24 protein-coding genes are annotated in these 25468 nt (G+C 72.9%); 15 read left to right on the forward strand and 9 right to left on the reverse strand.

The window, feature by feature from the left end:
- Nucleotides 1-244 (forward strand): hypothetical protein (locus tag F8A92_RS11775; RefSeq protein WP_228389395.1); only part of this gene is annotated, 244 nt, incomplete at its 5' end.
- 19 nt (nucleotides 245-263) lie between these two features.
- On the opposite strand, the gene F8A92_RS19060 is transcribed toward F8A92_RS11775, so the two are convergent.
- Both F8A92_RS19060 and F8A92_RS11785 read right to left on the reverse strand, forming a co-directional pair.
- On the reverse strand, nucleotides 264-2612 hold the full coding sequence (locus F8A92_RS19060) for an MMPL family transporter (protein WP_228389396.1): 2349 nt from the start codon (nucleotides 2610-2612) through the stop codon (nucleotides 264-266).
- Between the two features lie 29 nt (nucleotides 2613-2641).
- Complete coding sequence (locus F8A92_RS11785; RefSeq protein WP_153505361.1) at nucleotides 2642-3301, reverse strand: TetR/AcrR family transcriptional regulator; 660 nt, start codon at nucleotides 3299-3301, stop codon at nucleotides 2642-2644.
- Nucleotides 3302-3410: 109 nt separating this feature from the next.
- Between F8A92_RS11785 and alr the strand changes: the two genes are divergently transcribed.
- The 6 genes from alr to tsaD are packed head-to-tail and all read left to right on the forward strand — an operon-like array spanning nucleotide 3411 to nucleotide 8276.
- On the forward strand, nucleotides 3411-4550 hold the full coding sequence (gene alr / locus F8A92_RS11790) for an alanine racemase (protein WP_228389397.1): 1140 nt from the start codon (nucleotides 3411-3413) through the stop codon (nucleotides 4548-4550).
- On the forward strand, nucleotides 4550-5635 hold the full coding sequence (locus F8A92_RS11795; protein WP_153505362.1) for an alpha/beta fold hydrolase: 1086 nt from the start codon (nucleotides 4550-4552) through the stop codon (nucleotides 5633-5635). Before alr ends, F8A92_RS11795 begins: the two co-directional genes overlap by 1 nt.
- Entirely contained in the window at nucleotides 5632-6108 is a 477-nt protein-coding gene (gene tsaE / locus F8A92_RS11800; protein WP_153505363.1) for a tRNA (adenosine(37)-N6)-threonylcarbamoyltransferase complex ATPase subunit type 1 TsaE, read from the forward strand. Before F8A92_RS11795 ends, tsaE begins: the two co-directional genes overlap by 4 nt.
- A complete protein-coding gene (gene tsaB / locus F8A92_RS11805) occupies nucleotides 6105-6782 on the forward strand; it encodes a tRNA (adenosine(37)-N6)-threonylcarbamoyltransferase complex dimerization subunit type 1 TsaB (protein ID WP_153505364.1) in 678 nt (225 codons plus the stop codon). The genes tsaE and tsaB overlap by 4 nt, the downstream gene beginning before the upstream one ends.
- Entirely contained in the window at nucleotides 6779-7225 is a 447-nt protein-coding gene (rimI, locus tag F8A92_RS11810) for a ribosomal protein S18-alanine N-acetyltransferase (protein WP_153505365.1), read from the forward strand. The genes tsaB and rimI overlap by 4 nt, the downstream gene beginning before the upstream one ends.
- Nucleotides 7218-8276 carry a tRNA (adenosine(37)-N6)-threonylcarbamoyltransferase complex transferase subunit TsaD gene (gene tsaD, locus F8A92_RS11815; RefSeq protein WP_228389398.1) on the forward strand — a complete coding sequence of 353 codons (1059 nt, stop codon included), beginning with the start codon at nucleotides 7218-7220 and terminating at the stop codon, nucleotides 8274-8276. Before rimI ends, tsaD begins: the two co-directional genes overlap by 8 nt.
- A 10-nt stretch (nucleotides 8277-8286) precedes the next feature.
- Here tsaD and F8A92_RS19215 read toward each other — a convergent pair whose 3' ends face one another.
- Nucleotides 8287-9504: a class I SAM-dependent methyltransferase gene (locus F8A92_RS19215; protein ID WP_153505366.1), complete on the reverse strand. Its 1218-nt coding sequence runs from the start codon at nucleotides 9502-9504 to the stop codon at nucleotides 8287-8289.
- Nucleotides 9505-9659: 155 nt separating this feature from the next.
- Here F8A92_RS19215 and groES point away from each other — a divergent pair, with 155 nt between their 5' ends.
- Both groES and groL read left to right on the forward strand, forming a co-directional pair.
- Nucleotides 9660-9959 (forward strand): co-chaperone GroES, encoded by a 300-nt coding sequence (gene groES, locus F8A92_RS11825; RefSeq protein ID WP_153505367.1) that lies wholly within the window; start codon nucleotides 9660-9662, stop codon nucleotides 9957-9959.
- A gap of 101 nt (nucleotides 9960-10060) precedes the next feature.
- Entirely contained in the window at nucleotides 10061-11689 is a 1629-nt protein-coding gene (gene groL / locus F8A92_RS11830; RefSeq protein WP_153505368.1) for a chaperonin GroEL, read from the forward strand.
- 104 nt (nucleotides 11690-11793) lie between these two features.
- On the opposite strand, the gene F8A92_RS19290 is transcribed toward groL, so the two are convergent.
- The 3 genes from F8A92_RS19290 to F8A92_RS11850 form a co-directional block, all read right to left on the reverse strand.
- Nucleotides 11794-12315 carry a UGSC family (seleno)protein gene (locus F8A92_RS19290; RefSeq protein ID WP_273701362.1) on the reverse strand — a complete coding sequence of 174 codons (522 nt, stop codon included), beginning with the start codon at nucleotides 12313-12315 and terminating at the stop codon, nucleotides 11794-11796.
- Nucleotides 12316-12340: 25 nt separating this feature from the next.
- A complete protein-coding gene (locus tag F8A92_RS11845) occupies nucleotides 12341-13783 on the reverse strand; it encodes a thioredoxin family protein (protein WP_153505371.1) in 1443 nt (480 codons plus the stop codon).
- 124 nt (nucleotides 13784-13907) lie between these two features.
- Nucleotides 13908-14852, reverse strand: coding sequence for a serine/threonine dehydratase (locus F8A92_RS11850; protein ID WP_153505372.1), 945 nt, complete (start codon nucleotides 14850-14852; stop codon nucleotides 13908-13910).
- A 60-nt stretch (nucleotides 14853-14912) separates the two neighbouring features.
- Here F8A92_RS11850 and F8A92_RS11855 point away from each other — a divergent pair, with 60 nt between their 5' ends.
- Complete coding sequence (locus tag F8A92_RS11855) at nucleotides 14913-15689, forward strand: hypothetical protein (RefSeq protein WP_153505373.1); 777 nt, start codon at nucleotides 14913-14915, stop codon at nucleotides 15687-15689.
- Between the two features lie 20 nt (nucleotides 15690-15709).
- Here the strand turns inward: F8A92_RS11855 and F8A92_RS11860 are convergent, their stop codons facing one another.
- Nucleotides 15710-16138, reverse strand: a complete 429-nt coding sequence (locus F8A92_RS11860) for a DUF5319 family protein (RefSeq protein ID WP_228389399.1) — start codon at nucleotides 16136-16138, stop codon at nucleotides 15710-15712.
- 184 nt (nucleotides 16139-16322) lie between these two features.
- On the opposite strand from F8A92_RS11860, the gene guaB reads away from it, so the two are divergent.
- Genes guaB through guaA form a run of 4 tightly spaced genes read left to right on the forward strand, consistent with a single transcriptional unit; the run spans nucleotide 16323 to nucleotide 21358 of the window.
- Nucleotides 16323-17810 carry an IMP dehydrogenase gene (gene guaB / locus F8A92_RS11865; RefSeq protein WP_153505374.1) on the forward strand — a complete coding sequence of 496 codons (1488 nt, stop codon included), beginning with the start codon at nucleotides 16323-16325 and terminating at the stop codon, nucleotides 17808-17810.
- A gap of 31 nt (nucleotides 17811-17841) precedes the next feature.
- Nucleotides 17842-18972, forward strand: a complete 1131-nt coding sequence (locus F8A92_RS11870) for a GuaB3 family IMP dehydrogenase-related protein (protein WP_153505375.1) — start codon at nucleotides 17842-17844, stop codon at nucleotides 18970-18972.
- Complete coding sequence (locus F8A92_RS11875) at nucleotides 18969-19772, forward strand: tyrosine-protein phosphatase (RefSeq protein WP_153505376.1); 804 nt, start codon at nucleotides 18969-18971, stop codon at nucleotides 19770-19772. The genes F8A92_RS11870 and F8A92_RS11875 overlap by 4 nt, the downstream gene beginning before the upstream one ends.
- Complete coding sequence (gene guaA / locus F8A92_RS11880) at nucleotides 19769-21358, forward strand: glutamine-hydrolyzing GMP synthase (protein WP_153505377.1); 1590 nt, start codon at nucleotides 19769-19771, stop codon at nucleotides 21356-21358. Before F8A92_RS11875 ends, guaA begins: the two co-directional genes overlap by 4 nt.
- A gap of 28 nt (nucleotides 21359-21386) precedes the next feature.
- Here the strand turns inward: guaA and F8A92_RS11885 are convergent, their stop codons facing one another.
- Both F8A92_RS11885 and F8A92_RS11890 read right to left on the reverse strand, forming a co-directional pair.
- A complete protein-coding gene (locus F8A92_RS11885; RefSeq protein ID WP_153505378.1) occupies nucleotides 21387-22307 on the reverse strand; it encodes a hypothetical protein in 921 nt (306 codons plus the stop codon).
- Nucleotides 22308-22413: 106 nt separating this feature from the next.
- Nucleotides 22414-22728, reverse strand: a complete 315-nt coding sequence (locus tag F8A92_RS11890) for a chorismate mutase (protein ID WP_153505379.1) — start codon at nucleotides 22726-22728, stop codon at nucleotides 22414-22416.
- 235 nt (nucleotides 22729-22963) lie between these two features.
- Here F8A92_RS11890 and pcrA point away from each other — a divergent pair, with 235 nt between their 5' ends.
- The gene (gene pcrA / locus F8A92_RS11895; protein WP_153505380.1) at nucleotides 22964-25438 is read left to right on the forward strand and encodes a DNA helicase PcrA; all 2475 of its coding nucleotides are present in this window, start codon (nucleotides 22964-22966) and stop codon (nucleotides 25436-25438) included.
- Nucleotides 25439-25468: the final 30 nt, after the last annotated feature.

Raw genomic sequence — 25468 nt, forward strand, 5'->3', positions numbered from 1 at the left:
CGTTCCCACCGCGCCCACGCCCAACCGGTCGACCAGACCCATGAGCGCGACCGTGACGAGCGCCAGCACGACGGACGTGGCCCTCGCGTCGATCGGGGCGGCGCTCGGCTCCAACCTCGTGGTGAAGGCGGTGCTCGCCTTCGTCGCCGGCGGCCGCCGGTTCGGGCTCGCGTTCGTCGCGACGATCGCGGTGCCGACGGTGGTGTTCGCGGCCGCGCTGTGGCTGGTCGTCGCGCGCGGCTGAGCGCCCGCCGTCCGGTGCCTCAGACGGTGAGCGGGTCGCGGGCGTCGTCCTGCTCGCGGCGCTCGGCGGCCTCGAGCCTCTCCAGCAGCTTCGTGCCCTCGACGTCGGCGTGCGGGATGAGCCGGTCCAGCCACCGGGGCAGGTACCAGGCGCGCTCGCCCAGCAGCCGCATCACCGCGGGCACGATGGTCATCCGCACGACGAAGGCGTCGAACAGCACGCCGGCGGCCAGCGCGAAGCCGACCGAGGCGATGATCGCGTCGGGCGCCAGGATGAACCCGGCGAACACCGAGATCATGATGATCGCCGCCGCCGTGACGACGCGCGAGCCCGCCATGTAGCCGGAGGTCACCGCGCGCCGGGCGGGGGCGCCGTGCGCGTGCGCCTCCCGCATGCCGCTCACCAGGAACATCTCGTAGTCCATCGACAGCCCGAACAGGATGCCGATCAGCAGCACCGGCAGGAAGCTGATGATCGGTGCCGGCGTCTCGACGCCGAACAGCCCCTGCAGCCAGCCGAGCTGGTAGACGGCGACGACGGCCCCGAACGAGGCGGCGATCGACAGCAGGAAGCCCAGCACCGCCTTCAGCGGCACGACGATCGAGCGGAACACGAACAGCAGCAGCACCAGCGCCAGGCCGACCACGATCGCCAGATAGACCGGCAGCGCGTTGAGCAGCTTCTGGGAGATGTCCATCGCCACCACGTTCAACCCGGTCACCTCGGTCGTCGCGCCGTTCTTCGCGCCCAGCGCGGCGCCCGCGTCGCGCAGGTCGTGCACCAGGCTCTCGGTGGCCACGTCCGCGGCGCCGGTCTTGGGCACCACCTGCAGCACGTAGAAGGTCCCGTCGTCGGTACCGGCGACCGCACGCGCGCTGGCCACATTGTCCAGCTTCGCGATCGCGTCGACGTACGGCTGCATCACGATGCCGGCCTTCGCCTGCGCGACGGCCATCTGCAGCAGCTCGGGGGAGGCGTACTTCGCCAGCTCGGGGTTGGCCGCGGCCTGCTGCTGCAGCTGCTGCTGGACCTTGGCCTCGACACCGGCCGAGGTCTGGGGATCGAGCTGCACCGGCTGGTCGGGCTCGACGAGCATGATCAGCGGGTTGTTCGCGCCGTCCCCGAATCCCTTGACGACGAGGTCGTAGGCCTGGCGCTTGCTGGTGTCGGGCGCCGCCGTGCCGTCGGTCGGCAGCCCCAGACGCAGCTGCGCCGCCGGGATGGCCACGATCGCCAGGACGATGACGCCGCCGATCAGGGCGAGCAGGGGACGCCGGTCGATGAACCGGATCCAGCGGTTCGGCGTGTGGTGCTCGTCCACCGGGATCGGCGCGCCGTCGTGCGCCTGCGCGGCCGCGCGCAGCTTCTTCGGCAGCGCGCGGTACCCCGCGGCCCCGAGCAGCGCCGGGAGCAGGGTGATCGCGACGAGCACCGCGATCGCGACGGTGAACGCCGAGCCGAGGCCCATCACTCCCAGGAACGGGACGCCGACGACGGTGAGCGCGGCGAGCGCGATCACCACGGTGAGGCCGGCGAACACGACGGCGGTGCCGGCGGTGCCGTTGGCCCGGGCGATCGACTCCTCGACGCCGATCCCGCGGCGCAGCTGGTCGCGGTGCTTCGAGACGATGAACAGCGCGTAGTCGATGCCGACCGCCAGGCCGAGCATGAGGGCCAGGATCGGGGCGGTGTCCGACATCGTCGTGAACCCGGAGGCGAGCAGGATGCCGGAGATGCCGATGCCCAGGCCGATCAGCGCGGTCAGCACCGGCAGGCCGGCCGCGACCACCGACCCGAAGGTGATCAGCAGGACGACGATCGCGATCGCCACGCCGATGCCTTCGGTGGAGCCGATCGAGGGCACCTGCTTCGCGGCTGCGCCACCGACCTCCACCCGCAGGGCGGCGCTGTCGTGCTCGTCGGCGACCTGTGCGATCCGCTGCAGCGTGTGCGCGGGGATCTCCGACATCTCGCCCCGGAAGACGATGCTGATGTAGCCGATCGCCGGGTCGGTCGGGGAGATGCTGCCGCCCGGCAGCGGCGGCGTCACCGACGCCACCTTCTCGAGCCCGCCGACCGCGCTGGTGATCTCGGTGATGGCCTGCTGGTTCTCGGGGGAGGACAGCGTGCCGTCCTTGGCCTCGAGCACGATGCGCCCGGTCGTCCCGCCGGCGGCGGGGATCTTCTCGGTGAGCTTCTCGAGCGCGGTCTGCGACTGCAGGCCCGGGATCGAGAACTGCGAGCTGAAGGTGCCCTTCAGCAGCGCCGCCGACGCGCCGATCGCGACCAGCACGAGCAGCCAGCCGGCGATCACCGCCTTGCGGTTGCGCACGCTGAAGTGCCCGATGCGATACAGGAGGGTAGCCACGAGGGTCCTTTCGAGGACGAGAGCGAGAGTCAGGAGGGGTCGGCGCGCAGCTTGTGCAGCAGGCCCAGGTGCGGGTCGAGCCAGGACAGGTCGAGGATGCTCAGCGAGTCGGCGACGTGACCGGCGAGCGCGCGGACCCCGCCGCGCCCGTCGGACTGCAGCCAGTGCTCCATCGCCGCGTTCAGGCAGCTCGCGACGGCGGTTACCGTGGCGGCCATCCGCAGCCGGTCGATGCGGCCGTCGGAGAGCTCGATGATCTCCGCGACGATCCGCCGGCACTTGAGCCGCTCGTTGCGCGCGGTGACGGCGGCGATCTCGGGTTCGTCGAGCTGCAGCTCGTAGAGCGTGAGGCAGTCCGCCCAGAACGAGTCCGGCATGCTGCGGAAGGCCGCGGCCAGCCGCTCGCGGGTACCGCCGAGGTCGCCGTTGGCCAGCTCGGCGGCGAGGTGGTCGAGCAGCTGGTCCTCCTCGTCGAGCACGAAGCAGTCGGCCTTCGACGGGAAGTAGTTGGAGATCGTGCGTCGCGAGACCCCGGCCTCAGCGGCGATGTCCGCCACGGTGACCTGGTGGTAGCCGCGCTCGGCGGCGAGCCGCACGGCGGCCCGGGAGATCGCGGTGCGGCGCTGCGCCTTCTGTGCCTCGCGCAGCCCGGTGCTCTGCCCGTCGGGGAGGGCGGGGTTCGCGGTCATGCGTCCAGGGTACGAACAATCTTGCCCATTGTGCAAAACTGCCCAGTGTGCAATCGGTCACGAGCGTGTGCTCCGGGCGCCGCCGCGCCGGTTGCGGCAGACTGGACAAGTGACCGACATTCCGCTGAGCCCCGGCATGGCCGTGCTGGACGTCGACCTGTCGGCCATCACCGACAACGTGCGCACCCTTCGGGCACGCGTCGACCGCCCGCTGATGGCCGTGGTCAAGGCCGACGGCTACGGGCACGGCCTCGTCGAGGCGGCGCGCGCCGCGCTGGCCGGCGGCGCCGATTCGCTCGGCGTCACCACGCTGGGTGAGGCGCGCGCGTTGCGGGAGGCCGGCGTCGACGCGCCGCTGCTGTCGTGGCTGCACGCGCCGGGCGCCGACTTCGGCTGGGCGATCGGCGCGGGGGTCGCCCTCGGCCTGTCCTCGCTCGAGGCCCTGGAGGCCGTCGCGGCCGCCGGCGCCGGCGCGGCGGTGCACCTGAAGATCGACACCGGGCTGGGCCGCGCCGGATGCACGGCGGACGACTGGCCGGCGCTGGTCGAGCGGGCCGCGGGCCTCGCGGCCGACGGCCGGCTCTCCGTGGCCGGCATCTGGAGCCACTTCGCGTTCGCCGACGCGCCCGGGCATCCGACCGTCCGCCGGCAGGTGGTCAACCTGCGCGCCGCCGCGGACGTCGCCCGCGCCGCCGGCCTGGACGGCTTCGCGCTGCACATCGCCAACTCGGCCGCCACGCTGACCGACCCCGACGCCTGGTGCGACGTGGTGCGCCCCGGGGTCGCGGTCTACGGGCTGGACCCCATGGGCGGCGACCCGGCCGCCTACGGGCTGCGTCCGGCCATGCGGGCGAGCGCCCGCGTGCTGATGGCCAAGGACGTGCCGGCCGGCACCGGCGTCTCCTACGGCCTGACGTACACCACGAACGCGCCCACCCGGCTCGCCGTCGTCCCGGTCGGGTACGCCGACGGGATCCCGCGCGCCGCGAGCAACAAGGCGCCGGTGGCCATCGGGGGCCGCCGCTACCGCATCGCGGGGCGCGTGTGCATGGACCAGTTCGTGGTGGACGTCGGCGACGCGCCGGTGGCCGCCGGCGACGAGGTCGTCCTGTGGGGCGACGCGGCGTACGGCGAGCCGACCGCGCAGGAGTGGGCGGACGCCGCGGACACCATCCACTACGAGATCGTCGCGCGGGTCGGCGGCCGGTTCGTGCGCCGTCACCACGACGACCTCCGCGGGAGGGCCTGATGGCCCGGCTGAGCCGCACGCTGGCCATCGCGGCCGGCAGCATCGCGGGCGCCACGGCGCTGCTGAACACCGCCCGCGTCGTCGCCGAGCGGGTGACGGTCAACCGGCTGCACGGCGCGCCGGACGAGTACGCCGACGAGCCGTTCGGCGCGCTGCCCAGCGACCGGCACTACACGGTCACCGCCACCGACGGGACCCCGCTGTACGTCGAGGAGGTCGGCCCGCTCGACGCCCCGCTGACCGTGCTGTTCGCGCACGGCAACGCGCTGGAGATGGGCAGCTTCCACTTCCAGCGGCGCGCGCTGGCCGAGGCGGCCGATCCGGCGGTGCGGATGGTGTTCTTCGACCACCGCTCGCACGGCCGCTCGGGGCACTCCGAGCCGGAGTACTGCACGATCGACCAGCTCGGCGCCGACCTCGAGCAGGTGCTGCAGGCGGCGACCGACGACGACCAGAAGACGGTCCTCGTGGGCCACTCGATGGGTGGCATGGCCATCATGGGCCTGGCGGACCGGCGTCCGGAGCGCTTCGGCGCGCAGATCGTCGGGGTCGCGCTCATGTCGACCTCGGCCGGCAACCTGATCTCCGCCGTCCGCGCCGGCCTGCCCACGACCGTCGTCCAGCGCACCCTGCCCGCCCTGGTGCGCACCGCGCACCTCGCGCCGCGCTCGATCGAGCGCGGCCGCCGGCTGACCTCCGACACCTCCTGGCTGCTGATCCGCAAGTTCTCCTTCGGCGAAAAGGGCGCGCCGGTGTCCGTCGCCGACTACGTCGATCGGATGATCGGCGCGACCCCACTCGACGTCGTCGCCGACTTCTACCCGACGCTCGCCGGCCACGACAAGGTGCAGGCGCTCGCGGCCATCTCCAAGGCGGAGACGTTGATCGTCTGCGGCGACGAGGACCGCGTGACGCCGATCGAGCACAGCGAGCTGATCGCCCGCGAGCTGCCGGCGGCCCGGTTCTACGTGGTGCCCGGCGCCGGCCACCTCGCGATGCTGGAGTACCCGCAGCTGTGCAACGACCAGTTGCTGGCGTTCCTCCGGCGCGCGGCGAAGCCCGCCCGCAAGAAGGCCAAGGCGTGAGCGAGCTGCCCGCCCGCGTCGTCGCGGCCACCCCCGCCGAGCTGCAGGACCTCGCCGCCCGCGTCGCCGAGCAGCTGCGGGCCGGCGATCTGGTCATCCTGCGCGGTCCGCTCGGGGCCGGCAAGACCACCTTCGCGCAGGGCGTCGGCGCCGCGCTCGGCGTGGCCGAGCGGCTGACGTCGCCGACCTTCGTGATCGCCCGCGAGCATCGGGGCCGGGTCCCGGTGATCCACGTCGACGCCTACCGGCTGGGCGGCATCGACGAGCTCGACGACCTGGACCTGGACGCCGAGGTGCACGAGGCGGTCACCCTCGTCGAGTGGGGCGAGGGCCTCGCCGAGGTGCTCGCCGACGACGGGTACCTCGTGGTCGACATCGACCGCGAGAGCGCCGACGGCGAGCAGCGCGTCGTCCACCTGCGCGCCGCCGGGCCGCGGTGGGCCGGCGTCATCGGCAGAGAGGCACGCTCATGAGGCTGCTGGCCATCGACACCGCGACGCCGCGCATCGTCACGGGCGTCGTCGAGACGTCCGCGGGGCCGGCGCGCACGCTCGCGGCGGTCTCGCACGAGGCGGCGACGTCGCACGCGGAGGTGCTGACCCCCGCGGTGCGCCAGGTCGCCGAGCGGGCGGGCATCGCGCTGGGCGACCTCGACGGCGTCGTGGTCGGCCTGGGCCCGGGCCCGTTCACCGGCCTGCGGGTCGGCATCGTGACCGCCGCGGCGCTCGGTGACGCCCTCGGCGTGCCGGTGTGGGGCGTGTGCACCCTCGACGCCATGGCGCCGCCGTCCGGCCGGGTGCTGGTGGTGACCGACGCGCGCCGCAAGGAGCTGTACTTCGCGACGTACCACGACGGCGTCCGCGCCGGCGAGCCGTCGGTCGCCGTACCGGAGGACGTGGTCTCCGCGGCCGCGGGGGTCGAGCGGGTCGTGCACGCCGGCGCGGAGAGGTACCTTGACCGGCTGGGCTCGCTGGGCGCGGCCGAGGAAGGGTTCCCGACGCCGGAGAGCCTGGTGGCGGTGGCCGCCCGCGAGGGGCTGCTCGGCGGCGCGTCGAGCGTCCTCCAGCCGATCTACATCCGCCGCCCGGACGCCGCCGAGCCGCGCGAGCGGCCGCCGCTCGACGTCGTCGGCCCCACCGGCCGATGACCGGGATCGAGCTGCGCCCGATGACGACCGCCGACCTGCCCGCCGTCGTCGCGCTGGAGCACGAGCTGTTCGGGGCGCAGGCGTGGAACGAGCAGACGCTGGCCGACGAGCTCGCCGAGCGGGAGACCCGCTGGTACGTCGTCGCCGCGGAGGGCGCCGAGATCATCGGCTACGCGGGGCTGGCGACGTTCGGCGACGAGGCGCACGTGATGACGATCGGGACCGGCGGTGACCACCAGCGCCGCGGCGTCGGACGGCGGCTGCTGCGGGCGCTCCTGCAGGAGGCCGACCACAGCGGCGTCGCCCGGGTGATCCTCGAGGTGCGGGTGGACAACGGCGCGGCGATCGCGCTGTACGAGAGCGAGGGGTTCAGCACCGTGGGCGTGCGCAAGCGGTACTACCAGCCCGAGGACGTCGACGCGGCGGTGATGATCCGTGGCTGAGCTGGTGACGCACGGCGGTGACGCGCCGCTGGTTCTCGGCTTCGAGACGTCCTGCGACGAGACCGGGATCGGCATCGTGCGCGGCGAGCGGCTGCTGGCCAACGAGATCGCCTCGAGCGTCGAGCAGCACGCCCGCTTCGGCGGGGTCGTCCCCGAGGTGGCCTCCCGCGCGCACCTCGAGGCGATGATCCCGACAGTGCGCCGGGCGCTGCGCACCGCGGGCGTCACGCTGCGCGACATCGACGCGATCGCCGTGACCGGCGGCCCGGGGCTGGCCGGCGCGCTGCTGGTGGGGACCGCGGCGGCGAAGGCGTACGCGCTCGCCACCGGCAAGCCGCTGTTCGCGGTCAACCACCTGGCCGCGCACGTCGCCGTCGACATCGTCGAGCACGGCCCGCTGCCCGAGCCGACGATGGCGCTGCTGGTCTCCGGCGGCCACTCGTCGATCCTGCAGGTCGACGACATCACCTCCTCGATCACGCCGCTCGGCGCCACGATCGACGACGCGGCGGGGGAGGCCTTCGACAAGGTCGCGCGGCTGCTGCAGCTGGGCTTCCCCGGCGGCCCGGTCATCGACCGGCTGGCCGTCGAGGGCGACGCCGACGCCATCGCCTTCCCGCGCGGGCTGACCGGGCCCGGCGACGCGCCGCTGGACTTCTCCTTCTCCGGGCTGAAGACCGCGGTCGCGCGGTGGGTCGAGGCCAAGCAGCGCGCCGGCGAGCCGATCCCGGTGGCCGACGTCGCGGCGTCCTTCCAGGAGGCCGTCGTCGACGTCCTCACCCGCAAGACGATCAGGGCGTGCGTGGAGCGCGGCGTCGAGCACCTGCAGATCGGCGGCGGCGTCGCCGCGAACTCCCGGCTCCGCGCGATGGCGCAGCAGCGCTGCGACGCCGCCGGCATCGGCCTGCGGGTCCCGCGCGCCGGGCTGTGCACCGACAACGGCGCGATGGTGGCCGCCCTCGGCGTCCGGCTCGCCGAGCGCGGCGCGACGCCCTCCGAGCTGGACTTCTCGGCGACCAGCTACCTGCCGGTGGACCGCATCCAGCTCTGAGCCGGCCGGCTCAGCCGCGGGCCAGCACCGCGAGCTCGGCCCCGGCGTACGGCAGCAGGATGAGCACCAGCGGGTCGCCGTGGCGCGTGCGCAGCCGCGGCAGCAGCTCCTTGCGCAGCGCGGTCGGGTCGACGCGCACGCCGCGCTTCTTCACCACGAGGTCCGACGCGTCGTACGACGACAGCAGCCGCGCGACCGCGCGCTTGGACCACGGCAGCCGCTCGATCACCTCGTACCGGTGGGCCAGGGGCGTGTCGACCGCTCGATCGCCGGTGAGGTAGGCGATCCGCGGCTCGATCCGCACCGCGTCGAGGTCGGCGGCCAGGACGTCGGCGAGCTCGGCCTGGTTGACCGCGCCGTCCGGCTCGTAGACGTAGCGGCCGAGCGGGGCCGCTGCGGGAGGCTGCGGCCCGGGGGCCCCGGCCGGGGTCCCGGCCCGCGGCATCGGCCCGCGGAGGGTCGCGACGTCGTCCTGCCGCAGCACCCGGGCGGACCGGACGCCGGAGCCGAGCGGCGGGGACCACAGCGCCGCCTCCACGACCGAGCGGCCCTGCTCGGTCTGCGCGGAGACCCAGTCGGCGTCCCAGCCGGCGGGGACCTGCGCGAGGTCGAGGCTGGGCGACATCTTGGCCACGACGGCCAGCCCGTGCTCGTGGGCCGCGACCAGCGCCGACAGCGGCGGCGCGCATGCCTCCGGGTCGAAGATCCGCCGTCCCCCCGCCCGGCGGGCCGGGTCGAAGTACACCGCGCCGGTGGCCGGCAGGTGCTCGAGCGCGTCCCCCTCGACCACCGTGACGTCCAGGCCGCGCACGTTGTGCCGCAGCAGGGCCGCGACCACCGGGTCACGCTCGATCGCGGTCACCCGCAGCCCGGCGGCGGCGTACTCGATCGTGTCGGCGCCGATGCCGGCGCCGGCGTCGGTGAGGTGCGTGACGCCGTGCGCGCGCAGGCGCGCGGCGCGCAGCCGCGCCACCGCGGGCCGGCTGGCCTGCTGCAGCGAGTCCTCCAACAGCAGCATCCCGGCCGCCCGGGGCCCGAGCTTGGCCACCGCCTTGCCGCGCAGCCGGGCCTGGGTGAGGATCGCGGCCGCGACCTCGGGCGGGTGCGCGCGCCGCAGCGCGCTCAGCACGCGCAGCTCGTCGCGCCCGGCAGCCAGCTCGCGGGCGGCGTCCGCGATGGCGGCGAGCGCGTCGGGGGCGCACAGCGCGGCGAGTACGTCGGGTGGCACGGGGTTCTCCTCGAGCGAACGGCCCCTGAGTGGCGGCATTAGCACTCGGGGCGTTAGAGTGCTAATTGCATCTTGCGCTGACCCCCGCGACGGCAGTGCGAGCAGCACCAGTGAGCAACTACTAGCCAACAAACCCCAGAGGGGGAGGTCAATTCATGGCAAAGGTGGCCATCAAGCCGCTCGAGGACCGCGTCGTCGTCCAGGCTAACGAGGCGGAGACCACGACCGCTTCGGGCCTGGTCATCCCGGACACGGCCAAGGAGAAGCCCCAGGAGGGCACCGTCGTCGCTGTCGGTCCAGGCCGGATCGATGACAAGGGCAACCGCGTACCGATGGACGTCGCCGAGGGCGACGTCGTCATCTACTCGAAGTACGGCGGCACCGAGGTGAAGTACGCAGGCGAGGAGTACCTCGTCCTGTCGGCCCGCGATCTGCTGGCCGTCGTCGAGAAGTAGTTCTCGGCACCTGTTCGATGTGAGCGCCGCCCCGCTCCCCACTGGGGTGCGGGGCGGTTCGCTTTGACCGGCGCGAACCGCCACCAGAGGAGACCAGCTACATGGCAAAGATCGTTACCTTCGACGACGACGCGCGTCGCGCGCTCGAGCGCGGAGTCAACGCGCTCGCCGACGCCGTGCGCGTCACGCTCGGCCCGGCCGGGCGCAACGTGGTGCTCGACAAGAAGTTCGGCGCACCGACCATCACCAACGACGGCGTCACCATCGCCCGCGAGATCGACCTCGACGACACCGAGGAGAACATGGGCGCGCAGCTCGTGAAGTCGGTGGCCGTCAAGACCAATGACGTGGCCGGCGACGGCACCACGACCGCGACCGTCCTCGCCCAGGCGATGGTCAAGGAGGGCCTGCGCAACGTGGCCGCGGGCGCCAACCCGATGGAGCTCAAGCTCGGCATCGCGCAGGCCGTCGACGCCGTCTCCGCGCGGCTCGACGAGATGGCGATCCCGGTCGAGGGCTCGAGCTCGATCGCGCACGTCGCCACGATCTCGGCGCAGAACGAGTCGGTCGGCGAGCTCATCGCGGAGGCGATGGACAAGATCGGCACGGACGGCGTGATCACCGTCGAGGAGGGCTCCGGCATGGAGACCGCCCTCGAGCTGACCGAGGGCATGCAGTTCGACAAGGGCTACATCTCGGCGTACTTCGTCAACGACACCGAGTCGATGGAAGCGGCGTTCGACGACGCCTACGTGCTGCTGCACCAGGGCAAGATCTCCACGATCGCCGACCTGCTGCCGCTGCTGGAGCAGGTGGCGCAGTCCGGCAAGCCGCTGGTGATCATCGCCGAGGACGTCGACGGGGAGGCGCTGTCCACCCTCGTGGTCAACGCGATCCGCAAGACCTTCCAGGTCGTCGCCGTGAAGTCGCCGTTCTTCGGCGACCGCCGCAAGGCGTTCATGGAGGACCTCGCCACGGTCACCGGCGGCCAGGTCATCGCGCCGGAGGTCGGCCTCGACCTCAAGACCGCCGACCTGTCGCTGCTGGGCCAGGTGCGCCGCGTCGTCGTGGACAAGGAGACCACCACGCTCGTCGACGGCGCCGGTGGCCCGGAGGCGGTGGCCGGTCGCGTGACGCAGCTGCGCCGCGAGATCGACGAGACCGACAGCGACTGGGACCGCGAGAAGCTCCAGGAGCGCCTCGCCAAGCTCGCCGGCGGCGTCGCGGTCATCAAGGTCGGTGCCGCGACCGAGGTCGAGATGAAGGAGAAGAAGCACCGCATCGAGGACGCCATCGCGGCGACCCGCGCGGCCGTCGAGGAGGGCGTCGTCCTCGGTGGCGGTGCCGCGTTCGTGCACGCGGCGGCGGCGCTGCAGGACGGCCTCGGGCTCGAGGGCGACGCGCGGACCGGCGTCCAGCTGGTGCGCACCGCGCTGAGCGCGCCACTGTACTGGATCGCCCGCAACGCCGGCCTCGAGGGCTCGGTCGTCGTCGAGCACGTCCGCAACGGCGATGTGAAGCAGGGCTACAACGCGGTCAGCCACGAGTACTCCGACCTGGTCGCCGACGGCGTCATCGACCCGGTCAAGGTCTCCAAGGCGGCGGTCTCCAACGCCGCGTCGGTCGCCGCGATGCTGCTGACCACGCAGAGCTCGGTGTTCGACGCGCCGGAGCCCGAGGACGACGGCCAGGGCCACGGGCACGGCCACGGCCACGGGCACGGCCACTAGCGACGCGGAGAACGAAAGCGGGCTTTGTCGCCCGAAGCGGGGAATGAACCCCGCTTTGGGCGGCAAAGCCCGCTTCGTCGTATCGGTCGCGCCGGACGCCGTCCTCAGCGCTGTGCGGTGACCTCCGCGATCACCGCGTCGAACACCTTGTCGGCGTACTCGCGCATCTCGTCGTCGGTGCGGTCCTGGATGGGGTGCGGGGTGAACACCCGCGCCACGTCGTCGAACCCGAGGGACGCCGCCTGGGTCTTCGCCGCCTCGACGAACACCTCGGACGCCACGAACACGCCGGGGATGCCGCGCATCTCGAAGTCGCTGATGTCATGCACACTGCACGACGTGCAGCTGCCTCAATCGGCGAGCGCCTCGATCACGACGCGGCACTGCGTGGCGATCTCGTAGCGCAGGTCGGCCGGGGCCGGCTTGGTGAACGTCGGCTTCGCGTAGCGGCGCACGTCGACCCCGAGGTCGGTGAGGCGCTCCTCCATCCGATCGAGGAAGACGTTGCCGCGGGGCTTGGAGATGTCCAGCAGGCCGACGACGAGGCCGTCCAGGGACTCCGGGCGCTCGACGCGCTGCCGGGCGACCGGCTCGCGTTCGCCGGTGGGATCGAGAATCGTGGTCATCGGTGCACTCCTCGGCCGGTTCTGGTCACGGTATCACCGCGCGCGTCACGGGACGAGCGCCGACGGAGCCGTTGACCCAGCCGCCGATGACGGCCGAGAACAGCCCCGCGTCGCCGCCGGCGTACGCCAGCATCAGGCCGTCCGGCGCGAACTTGTTGATCCGCCCGCCGCCGGCACCGGCCGGCAGCCCCTCGGCGTTGCCGCCGGCGCCCACGACGAGCTCGGCGGTGTCGATCTCCAGCCGGTCGCGCAGCTCCGCCACGATCCGGTCGTAGCCCCATCCGGCGTCCGCGAACCGGCTGGCGTGCTCCGGGCAGATCACCAGGATGGCGTCGAAGCCCTGGACCAGCTTCGGGTGGTGCACCGTGCGCAGGCACGAGGCGAGGCTCCAGGCGAGCTCGTCCGCCGTCCGCGACTTCTGGTCGACGATCGAACGGGGCCCCTCGCCGGCGAACACGGTCAGCGCGTCGGTGCCCGGCGCGAGGCCACGGTGCTCGGCGAGCGTGCCGAACGGCGAGCCGGGGCGCTCGGCGAAGCAGAACGACAGCTTCCCGGGGTTGCCGAGGGCGGCGCGGTCGACGCCGCCGGGGCGGCCGCCGCCGACGTTGCGCACCACCAGCTGCAAGGCCCGGCCGATCGTCAGGTTGGCGCGATTGCCCTGGCCGAGGGCGTTCCCGCGGGAGTTCATCCCGATCGCCTCGGTGCCCGGCCCGCTGCACACGATGACCGGGCCGACCGGCATCGTGGTGGCCAGCACGCCGTGCATGTTGAACTCGTCGGTGCAGACCGCCTCCAGCGCGGTGATCACCCACGGCAGGTACTCCGGCAGGCAGCCGGCCATCACCGCGGCGATCGCGACCTTCTCGACGGTGGTCTCCACCAGGTCCGGCGGGACGACGGCCACGACGTCCTGCGGGTCGCGGGTGGTCCCGCCGAGCATCCGCAGCACGCGCTCCTCCGTGGGCGGCACGAGCGGCAGCCCGTCGCTCCAGCCGCGCATGAACAGCGCCTCGAACTCGTCCTCCTGGCTGGCCAGCGACACGCGTCGCGAGTGCAGGCTCGAGCCCTCGAACTTCACGCGCAGGCCGTCGACGAGGTCGGGGTCGACCGACAGCGACCCGCAGCCGGGGCGGTGCTCGGGCAGCTCCGGCCCGAGCCCGTCGACACCGGTGACCCGCTCCCACTCGGGGCGCAGCCAGCCGACGGTGCGCTCGACCTCGCGGCCGTCGACCACCCGGATGACCGTCGGCACCGTCTCGATGTCGTGGCGCCAGCTCACCTCCAGCTCGGTGTCGTCGAGGTGCTCGACGCTCGCCGGGAACGCCGGGTCGTCCTGCGTGTAGACGGTGACCGGGACGTCGGCGCCCCCGGCCAGCTGGGCGAGCACCGGCTCGACGAGCCGGCAGGTTGCGCAGTCTTGCTTGACGACCACGACGAGTCCGTCGGGTAGCCCTCCGGGCTGGCTCATGAATGACCCCTTCGCGCGTCGCGTACGGATGTCACTCGACACTAGCGGCTGCGCGCGTCCGCGGCACCCGTCACCGAGCCGCCCGCGCGAGCGCCGTGCCCGGGACCGCGCCGCACCACCCCGGTTAGGCGAGCGGCAGGTCGCTCGGGTCGGTGTTGGCGCCGCACACCACCACGACGGTGCCGCCGTCGGGCGCCACGGCGACCTGCTTCTCCAGCACGGCCGCCAGCGCGACGGCGCCGCCGGGCTCGGCGGCGATGCGGCACTCGCGCCACAGCAGCTCCCGGGCGGAGATGACGGCGGCGTCGCCGACGACGACCGACCGGGTGCCTGCGGCCTGCATCGCGGCGAACGGCAACGCGCCGATGCGGCTGGCGCCGAGGGAGTCCGAGGCCAGGCCGCGCGGCGTGATGTCGACCGGCCGGCCGGCCTGCGTCGCGGCGCGGAACGTCTGCGAGCCCTCGGGCTCGACCGCGACGAGCTCGGTCGCGTCGCCGAACCAGGCGCTGGTGCCGCCCATCAGCCCGCCGCCGCCGACCGCCACCGCGACCGCCCGGACGCCGGGGACCTGCTGCTCGATCTCGCGGGCCATCGTGCCCTGCCCGGTCACCGTGCCGGGCGCGTCGTACGCGTGGATGGCCAGCGCCCCCGGCGACGCGGCGGATTCCTCGCTCGCCGCGAACGCGTCGGCGTAGCGCTCGCCGTGCTGCTCCACCTGCGCGCCGAGGCTGTGCAGGCGCGACACCTTCGCGTGCGGGGCGGTCAGCGGCAGGAAGATGCGCGCCGGTATGCCCAGCGCGCGGCCGACGTACGCCACCGCCAGGCCGTGGTTGCCGCCGGAGGCCGCCACGAGCAGCGACGGTCGCTCGGCCGCCGACAGCGCGGTGAAGAACGCGCCGCGCGGCTTGAAGCTCGCGGTGTGCTGCAGCTGCTCCAGCTTCAGCGTGATGGTGCCCAGGCCCGCGATCGCCAGCTGCAGCACCGGCGTACGGCGGATGTAGCCGGCGATCATCGCGGCCGCGCGCTCGATGTCCGCCCTGGTCGGGATCTCCACCGCGTTGGCCTCCATACCGACCGAGTCTATGACCGCGCCGCAGGTGGCGACGGGCGCGGCGCTACGGTGAAAGACATGGACAGCGCCGTTCTCGAGCAGTGGCGGCTGGCCGCCGAGCTGGGCTCGCGCGGCCTCTACGGCCAGGCCGAGGGGATCGTGACCGACCTGCTCGCGAGCGGTGACCTGCACGCCCGGGTGCTCGGGGAGGCGCTGCTGGGCAGCCACCGCCGCCAGCTCGGCGATCCCGCCTGCGCCCGGTTCCACGACGACCTCGGGCTGCAGGCCTGGGAGGCCAGCTCGCTGGAGGCGGACTGGCCGTACGTCGACCTGCTGATCAACCGCGCGGCGGACGCCGTCGGCCTCGGCGATCTCGACGACACCGGCTACTGGCTGCGCACCGCGGAGGCGCTCGCCGCGTCGGGCGATCCGCGCACGGCGGTGCGCGCGGAATGGGTGCGGGCCGAACTGCTCCTCGCGCGGGACGAGCCGGCGGCCGCGCTGGCCGTGCTCGACGGGCTGCAGCTGCCGCTGGCCCGGCTGCGCAGCCCCCGGCACGCCGTCCGCAGCCGGATGCTGCGCGGCAGCGTCCTGCAGGCCCTCGGCGAGGACGACGCCGCGCGCGTCGAGCTCGACCGGGCGCTCGCGGACGCGGTCAAGGGCCTGTGGCACTCGCTGGTGTGGCCGGCCGCGCTGGTGCGGGCCCGGCTGGCGCGGGACGGCGTCGAGCGGGACCGCTACCTCGACATCGCGCGGGCGATGATCGAGCTGATCCTGCTGGACCTGCACCCGTCGCGGGCCGCCGCGTTCGAGGCGACCCTCCCGAAGGAGATCACCCCGGAGATCGCCGGCTAGCCGTCCGGCCTCGCCGGTGGCTAGCGGCGCCGGGGACCGATCTCCGCGACGGCGTCGGCGTAGCCGCTCGCGTAGTCCCAGGTGACGAACTCCTCGGGCAGCGGGTTGAACGGCGGCTCGTGCACGTGCGACTGGTCGTGCTGCAGCATGTTCACCAGGTTGCTGCGCATGATCTCCCAGGCGTAGAAGTGCATCTCGTCGCACCCGGCGCAGTCCATGCAGATGCCCCGCACGCCGCGCGGCTCGAGCAGCCGCTGGAACTCCTCGAGATCCTGCAGGTCCTCCAGGACGAGCTTGCGCTCCTCGTCGGACAGCGGCTCGGGGGTCTCCTCGTCGAGCTCGGACGCCGGATCGCTGTCGGACTCGAACGGGTCGAGCGGGGCGAGCTGCGCGAACAGCTCGCGCGCGATCCGGTCCTCGCGCTCGCGATCGTCATCATGATGTGCCACCTCATCAGGGTAGCCCTCGCGGCCCCCGAGGGAAGTGCGCCGTGCACAGGGCTCGCGGCGCCCGCGGGCGAGATGGAGGCAACACCCGCGCGCGATTTCTCGCAGGTCCTTCGACGTACGATGAATGTCTCACAGATTCTGGTTGGAGCCGCGGCGTGCGCCGGCGGCCGCGCGCGGAGGAAGAATGGCAGAGAAGTTCGTCCCGGTTGGCCTCACCTTCGACGATGTGCTGCTGGTCCCCGCAGCCTCCGAGTTCGTGCCCAGCGAGGCGGACACCTCGAGCCGGGTCTCGCGCAACATCACCCTGAGCCTGCCGCTGCTGTCGGCCGCGATGGACACCGTGACCGAGGGGCGGATGGCGATCGCCATGGCCCGCCAGGGCGGCCTCGGCGTCCTGCACCGCAACCTGTCCATCGAGGACCAGGTCCGCGAGGCCGAGCGCGTGAAGCGCTCGGAGGCGGGCATGGTCTCCGACCCCGTCGCCTGCACGCCGGAGAACACGCTGTCCGAGGTCGACGCGATGTGCGGCCGCTACCGGATCTCCGGGCTGCCGGTGGTCGACGCCGACGGCGTCGTGGTCGGCATCATCACCAACCGCGACATGCGCTTCGAGACCGACATGCAGCGCAAGGTCTCCGAGGTCATGACCGGCCGCGACAAGCTGGTCACCGCGCCGGTCGGGGTGGACGCCGACGAGGCGCTGCGGCTGCTGCACTCCAACAAGATCGAGAAGCTCCCGCTGGTGGACGGCGCCGGCAAGCTCGCCGGGCTGATCACCGTCAAGGACTTCATCAAGCGCGAGAAGTACCCGAACGCGGCCAAGGACGCCCAGGGCCGGCTGCTGGTCGGTGCGGCGGTGGGCGTCGGTGACGAGCAGTACGTGCGGGCGTGCGCGCTGGCCGAGGCCGGGGTCGACGTGCTCATGGTCGACGCGGCGCACGGGCACTCCCGCGGCGTCATCGACATGGTGGCGCGGCTGAAGAAGGAGCTCGACTGCGACGTGGTGGGCGGCAACGTCGTCACCGCCGACGCCGCCGAGGCGTTCATCGAGGCGGGCGCCGACGGCATCAAGGTCGGCGTCGGGCCGGGCTCCATCTGCACCACGCGCGTGGTCGCCGGCGTCGGCATGCCGCAGATCACGGCCATCCACAACGTCGCCTCGGTCGCCGGACCGGCCGGCGTCCCGGTCATCGCGGACGGCGGCATCCAGCACTCCGGCGACATCGTCAAGGCGATCGCGGCCGGCGCCGACGTGGTGATGCTCGGCTCGCTGTTCGCCGGCGTCAGCGAGAGCCCCGGCGAGCTGATCTTCATCAACGGCAAGCAGTACAAGTCCTACCGCGGCATGGGCTCGCTCGGAGCCATGCAGTCCCGCGGCGAGGCCCGCTCCTACTCCAAGGACCGCTACGCGCAGGACGACGTCCTCTCCGACGACAAGCTGGTTCCCGAGGGCATCGAGGGCCAGGTGGCGTTCCGCGGACCGCTGGCCGCCGTCGCCTACCAGCTCGTCGGCGGCCTGCGGGCCGGCATGGGCTACGCCGGGACGCCGACCGTTCCCGAGCTCAAGGAACGCGGCCAGCTCGTCCAGATCACCGCGGCCGGGCTGATCGAGTCGCACCCGCACGACATCCAGATGACCGTCGAGGCACCCAACTACAGCAGCCGCCGGTAACGGCCGCCAGCGTAGAAAGAGCGGAGCGCTAATGCGTGACTACGTACAGATCGGGATCGGCCGCGAGGCCCGTCGCGGGTTCCACCTCCGCGACGTGCACATCGTGCCGACGCGGCGCACGCGGGACGCCGACGACGTGTCGACGGCCTGGCGGCTGGACGCGTTCAAGTTCGACATCCCGCTCGTCGCGGCGCCCAGCGACGCGACGATGAGCCCGTCGACGGTGGCCATGGTCAACGCCGCCGGCGGCCTCGGGGTGCTGAACGCCGAAGGCCTGTGGACGCGCTACAGCGACCCCACCGAGATGTACGAGCAGATCGCGGCCGCGTCCGAGAGCGACGCGACCGCCCTCCTGCAGAAGATCTACGCGCAGCCGGTCGACCCGGACCTCGTCGCCGAGCGCATCCGAGAGCTGCGCGAGGGCGGCGGGACCGTCGCCGTGCGCGTCTCGCCGCAGCACACCACGGCGCTGGCGCCGACGATCCTCAAGGCCGGCGTCGACCTGCTGGTCATCCACGGCACGATGGTCTCCGCCGAGCACGTGAGCTCCGAGGGCGGCGAGCTCAACCTCAAGGAGTTCATCGCCGACCTCGACGTCCCGGTCGTCGTCGGCGGTGCCAGCAACTACCAGACGGCCCTGCACCTCATGCGCACCGGCGCGGCCGGGGTCATCGTCGGGCTCGGCACCAGCGAGTACTCCAGCAGCTGCGACGTCCTGGGCATCGACGCACCGATGGCGACGACCATCATCGACGCCGCGGCGGCGCGGCGCGACTACCTCGACGAGACCGGCGGCCGCTACGTGCACGTCATCGCGCACGGCGACATCGAGAGCTCCGGCGACATCGCGCGGGCCATCGCCTGCGGCGCGGACGCCGTCATGCTGGGGCTGATGCTGACCGCCGCCGAGGAGTGCCCGGGCGGGGGAGCATGGTGGGAGCCCGCAGCCAGCCATCCGGACCTCCCGCGCGGTCACTTCAGCTCGGCGCCCTACGAGCACCGGGTGCCGATGGAGCGCGTGCTGCGCGGTCCGGCCGAGCGCCCGGACGGCACCCAGAACATCTTCGGCGCGTTGCGCCGTGCGATGGCCAAGTGCGGGTACAGCGATCTCAAGGAGTTCCAGCGGGTCGAGCTGCTGCTCTCGGAAGGAGGCCCGCGATGACGGGCGGTGCGTCGAAGGCCCACGAGCGTCGCGTCGAGCTCGACGGCATGCTGAACGTGCGAGACCTGGGCGGGATGCCTGCTGCCGAAGGAAAGCAGGTCCGCTCGGGACAGATCCTGCGCATGGACAGCCCCCAGTTCATGACCGAGTCGGCCGCCGGAACCCTGCTGGGCGGCGGTTTCCGCACCGTGCTCGATCTGCGCTACCCGACGGAGTCCGAGCAGGAGGGCATCGGATTCCTCGCCCACGAGCGCATCCGGCACGTCAACGTCCCGATCGCCAGCAGCGACAACCAGACCGCCCCCGGCCTGCGGCAGATGCTCGAGGCCGCGGAGGGACAGCCGCCGGCGGAGGTCGTGTACGAGTACTACCAGGGCTACTTCACCACCGCGAACGGGAAGGCGATCACGACCGCCGTGCGCGAGATGGCCAACGCCGACTCGCTGCCGCTGATCGTGCACTGCGCCGCGGGCAAGGACCGCACCGGATGCGTCGTCGCCACCGCGCTGTCGGCGATCGGCGTCCCCGACGAGGTGATCGCCGACGACTACGCGGCCTCCGCCGACGCCGTCCCCGCGATCGTGGCCCGGCTGCACGGGCTGGGCACCTACGGCGACATCGACCAGACCACCGTCGACCTGCAGCGCACCCGCGCGGAGACGATGCTGCTGGTCCTGCAGTGGCTCAAGGACGAGCACGGCGGCGCGCGGCGCTTCCTGCTCGAGCGCGGGATGACCGAGGACGAACTCGAGCGACTCGAGGCGCTGCTGCTGGTCGACGCCGACGAGGACGTCGCGTGACCGCCGACCCCGCCCTCACCGCCGACCTCGAGCTGGTGCTCGTCGTCGACTTCGGCGCGCAGTACGCCCAGCTGATCGCCCGGCGAGTACGCGAGGCGCGCTGCTACAGCGAGATCGTGCCGCACTCGATCACCGCCGAGCAGGTGCGCGCCAAGGGGGCCAAGGCGATCATCCTGTCCGGTGGCCCCGCGAGCGTGTACTCCGACGGAGCGCCGTCGATCGACCCCGGCATCTTCGAGCTGGGCATCCCGGTGCTCGGCATCTGCTACGGCTTCCAGGCGATGGCGCAGGTGCTTGGCGGCAAGGTCGCGCACACCGGCGGCTCGGAGTTTGGGCGCACCGACCTCGTGGTGAGCGAGCCCGACTCGACCATCTTCGCCGGATCCCCTGCGCAGCAGGAGGTCTGGATGTCGCACGGCGACGCCGTGACGGAGAGCCCGCCGGGATTCCGGGTCACCGGCTCCACCAAGGGCGCGCCCGTGGCGGCGTTCGAGAACACCGAGCGCCGGCTCTTCGGCGTCCAGTACCACCCGGAGGTGCTGCACTCGACGTACGGCCAGCACGCCCTCGAGGCGTTCCTGCACGACGGAGCCGGGCTGCGCGCCGACTGGACGATGGATGCGGTCGTCGACACGCAGGTCGAGCAGATCCGCGAGCAGGTGGGGGACGCGCACGTCATCTGCGCGCTGTCCGGCGGAGTGGACTCCGCGGTCGCGGCCGCGCTGGTGCGCCGCGCCATCGGCGACCAGCTGCACTGCGTGCTGGTCGACCACGGCCTGATGCGCAAGGGCGAGGTCGAGCAGGTGAAGCGAGACTTCGAGGCGGCCACCGGCGCGCGGCTGCGGGTGATCGACGCCTCCGAGCGGTTCCTCGCCGACCTCGCCGGCGTGACCGACCCCGAGCAGAAGCGCAAGACCATCGGCGCCGACTTCATCCGGATCTTCGAGGACGCCGAGCGCGAGATCCTCGACGAGGTCCGGCACGAGGGCGGCCGCGTCGGGTTCCTCGTGCAGGGCACGCTGTACCCCGACGTCGTCGAGTCCGGCGGCGGCGAGGGTGCGGCCAACATCAAGAGCCACCACAACGTCGGCGGCCTGCCCGAGGACCTGCAGTTCGAGCTGATCGAGCCGCTGCGCACGCTGTTCAAGGACGAGGTGCGCAGGGTCGGCATCGAGCTCGGCCTCCCGGAGGAGCTGGTGTGGCGCCAGCCGTTCCCCGGACCGGGGCTCGCGCTGCGGATCATCGGCGAGATCACCCGCGAGCGCCTGGAGATCCTGCGCGAGGCGGACCAGATCGTGCGCGACGAGCTGACCGCCGCGGGCCTCGACCGGCAGATCTGGCAGTGCCCCGTCGTGCTGCTCGGCGACGTCCGCTCGGTCGGCGTCCAGGGGGACGGCCGCACCTACGGCCACCCCGTCGTCCTGCGTCCGGTGACCAGCGAGGACGCGATGACCGCCGACTGGGCCCGGTTGCCGTACGACGTGCTCGCGCGGGTGTCCAACCGGATCACCAACGAGGTGCGCGAGATCAACCGCGTCACGCTTGACATCACCAGCAAGCCGCCGGGCACCATCGAGTGGGAGTGAGCGGGCGGTCCTCCTCGGTCGACCGGCGCTAGAGGAGCCCGGCGCAGCTGCTGATGCCGGTCACCTCCTGGCGGGTGGTCTCGTCGGTGGTGTCCAGCGCCTGCGTGAACGCCGCCAGTGGCGCGGCCAGGGCCTGGGACACGATCGACGCGGCCGCGCCCGGGCCGCCGACGGAGCCGTTGGCACTGCCGCCGGTCTGCGCGAGCGCGGCCGTCACGGCGTCCGTCAGGTCTGCCGCCAGCGGCGCCACGGGGCTGCTCGCTCCGGGGCTGCCGATCGCGGCGACGCGGGTGGCCAGCGTCCCGAGCAGGCTCGCCGCCTCCCGCCGCAGGCCGCCGACGTCGATGCCTTGGGCGGCGCCGTTGGTGGCCGCCTGGACGGCCGCGGCGCGGATCGGCATGGCCGCGCTCTCGAACGAGGCGAGCGCCTGGCAGGCGCCGTCCGCCCATTGACCGGCCGAGAGCGGGGACGCCGTCGCGGACCGCCCGGCCGCCTCGGGGGCGCCGTCCCGCGGTCCGAGCACCAGCCAGCCGATCAGCGCCAGGACGACGACGGCCGCCGCTGCGGTGACGAGCAGCGTGCGCCGGGGCGGGGTCGTGGACGGGCGAGCCTCCGGCGGTACGGCAGGCAGCCGCGCTGCGGCGTCACGACGTGCGGGCGCGCGAGGTACGGCCGGCGGCTCGGGGGTGCGCACCCGAGAACCCAGGACCGGCTCCGCGGCGGGGCTGCGACGAACCGGCGGCACCACGGCGACCTGGTCATCCGGGTGCGGGCGCGAGGCCGGCTGCGGCTCCTCGCGGGCCGGCGTCGGGTCGGACACGGCGCCGTCGGCGTCGCCGGTCGGGGCGTCCCGCGCGGTGACCTCCCGCGGTACGGCGTCGCCGGGACCGAACCGGAACCTGCGCAGCTGCGGGAGCAGCGGGTCGTCGCGGGGGGACTCTGCGGGCATGGGCACTCCGGCGGTTCGGCGGTCGAGTACGCCGCGACCGGGCGGCGTCCTCTGCGACGTCCGCCGACCGCCGGCCGTTCCCGCGCCGCAGAGCGCCGGGGAGCCGCTACAGCCGACCGCGGGAGATCTTCAGCAGCAGCATCGCCAGCGGGGTCCCGTGCGTCCCGATCGCCCGGGCGAACTTGCCCAGGATCTGGTTCTCGCGGGAGAGCGACAGCCGCGGGCCGCCGATCGCCGCGCGCAGCGCGCCGACATTGTGCGACAGCGCGATGCGCTCGTCGATGAGGCTGATGATCGCGTCGTCGACCGCGTCGATCTGGTCGCGCAGGACGTTGATCTTGTGGGTGGCCTCCTGCTCGCTGATCTGCCGTCCGAGCGCGGGGGCGGGGGTGGCGGCGGTGGCCGGGGCGGTGGTGGTCATGACGGTGTCCTTCTGTTGGGAGCCGCTGCCCACTTCGCCTGAACCTAGAAGCGCCCTGGCGAGGTGGCCAGGGCGCGGGTGGGTCGGGGCGGGTACGCCGACTAGACCTCTTCCGAAGGAGCCGTGGCCGGCGTCCCATAGAAGAAGCCCGTAAAGAGTCGGGTCCCTGCGCAGATCATGCAGCCATGGTAACCCCGGCCGGTCCGTCGGTGCACGCGCGTACCCTGGTTGGGCGATGTCTGAGTCCCACCTCCCTGATCCCCAGCTGCCCTCGGCCGAGCCCGACGACGCCTTGTTCGACGCGCCTGCGGCCGCCGAAGCCGTCGAGATCGACCCGGACGACCCGCTGCTCGCCGACCTCAACCCGCAGCAGCGCGAGGCGGTGGTGCACTCCGGCGGACCGCTGCTGGTGGTCGCCGGCGCCGGGTCGGGCAAGACCCGGGTGCTCACCCGCCGCATCGCCTGGCTGCTCGACCGGCGCAAGGTGGCGCCCGGCTCGATTCTCGCGATCACCTTCACCAACAAGGCCGCGGGCGAGATGAAGGAGCGCGTCGCCGCGATGGTCGGCGGCCGCGCGCGGGCGATGTGGGTGTCGACGTTCCACTCGGCCTGCGTGCGCATCCTGCGCGCGGAGGCGAAGACCCTCGGCATGAAGTCCTCGTTCACCATCTACGACCAGGCCGACGCGCAGCGGCTGATGACGCTGGTGGCGCGCGATCTGGACATCGACCCCAAGCGCTTCCCGCCCCGCAAGCTGCTGGCCACGGTCAGCAACGCCAAGAACGAGCTCATCGACGACGAGACGTTCCTGGCCAAGGCCGTCTCGTCGGTCGAGAAGGTCGAGGCGGAGGCCTACCAGCTGTATCAGCGGCGGCTGCGGCAGGCCAACGCGTTCGACTTCGACGACCTCATCATGCAGACGGTGTTCCTGCTGCAGGCCTTCCCGGCCACCGCCGAGCACTACCGCCGGCGGTTCCGGCACATCCTCGTCGACGAGTACCAGGACACCAACCACGCCCAGTACATGCTCATCCGCGAGCTGGTCGGTACCGGCGACGACGGCGTACCGCCCGGCGAGCTGTGCGTGGTCGGCGACGCCGACCAGTCGATCTACGCCTTCCGGGGTGCCACGATCCGCAACATCGAGGAGTTCGAGCGCGACTACCCGGACGCGCGCAGCGTACTGCTCGAGCAGAACTACCGCTCCACCCAGAACATCCTCAGCGCCGCCAACGCGGTCATCGCCAAGAACGTCGACCGGCGCGCGAAGCGGCTGTGGAGCGACGCGGGCGCCGGTGAGCGCATCGACGGGTACGTCGCCGAGAACGAGCACGACGAGGCGGCCTGGATAGCCCGGCAGATCGACGCGATCACCGACGCCGGCGAGCACTCCCTCGACGACATCGCGATCTTCTACCGCACGAACAACTCCAGCCGGGTGTTCGAGGAGATCTTCATCCGGGTGGGTCTGCCGTACCAGGTCGTCGGCGGGGTGCGCTTCTACGAGCGCAAGGAGGTCCGCGACGCGCTGGCCTACCTGAAGTACATCAACAACCCGGCCGATGTCGTGAGCCTGCGGCGGATCCTGAACACGCCCAAGCGGGGCATCGGCGACCGGGCCGAGGCGTGCGTCGAGGCGCTGTCCTCGCGGGAGCGGATCAGCTTCACCGACGCGCTGTACCGCGCGGAGGAGGCGCCCGCCATCAACCCGCGCGCGGTCCGGCTGATCGGCGAGTTCACCCAGCTCATCGACGAGCTGCGGGCGCTCGCGACGTCCGGCGCCGGACCGTCGAAGGTGCTCGAGGAGATCCTGACCCGCACCGGGTACGTCACCGAGCTGGAGAACAGCGAGGACCCGCAGGACGCCACCCGCGTGGACAACCTCAACGAGCTCGTCGCGGTCGCCGCCGAGTTCGAGGTGGCGCACCCCGACGGCAGCATCGACGAGTTCCTCGAGCGGGTCAGCCTCGTGGCGGACGCCGACCAGCTGCCGGACGCCGACGCGGCGCCGGGGGAGAAGTCATTCGTGACGCTGATGACGCTGCACACCGCCAAGGGCCTGGAGTTCCCGGTGATCTTCCTGTCGGGCATGGAGGACGGCCTGTTCCCGCACCTGCGCGCGCTGGGCGAGCCCAAGGAGCTCGAGGAGGAGCGGCGCCTGGCGTACGTCGGGCTGACCCGCGCCCAGCGCAAGCTGTTCCTGACCCGCTCCACGGTGCGCGGGCAGTGGGGCCAGCCGTCGTACAACCCGCCCTCGCGGTTCCTCGACGAGATCCCCGACGAGCTGATCGAGTGGTCGCACTCGCCGTCCATCCGGTCGATCCACGACCGCAAGCCCACGGTGTGGGGCGACGACGACTCGTTCGGGCGCACGTACGGCGGCGGCGGTTCCGGCGGCGGGTACGGCGGTGGTCGGTCCGGCGCCGGGCGCGTGGGCGCCGGGTCCGGTGCTGCCCGCGCGGGCGGCCGCACCGGCGGTGCCGGCGGCGGCGTGAGCCTGAGCCGCGGCGGCCTGCGCGGCGCCGGCAAGCCGGTTCCGATGCTGTCGCTGGAGGTCGGCGACCGCGTCACCCACGACTCGTTCGGGATGGGTCGGGTGATCGGCAGCCGCGGGGACGGCGACAAGCAGCAGGTCGAGGTGGACTTCGGCGGCGCCGCGCCGAAGTGGCTGATGCTGCGCTACGCCTCCGGCGCCATGGAGAAGCTCTAGCTCCCGGCCCCGGCCCGACGCAGCCCTCCG

It is taken from the genome of Cumulibacter manganitolerans, assembly GCF_009602465.1.
GTDB classification, from domain to species: Bacteria; Actinomycetota; Actinomycetes; order Mycobacteriales; family Antricoccaceae; genus Cumulibacter; species Cumulibacter manganitolerans.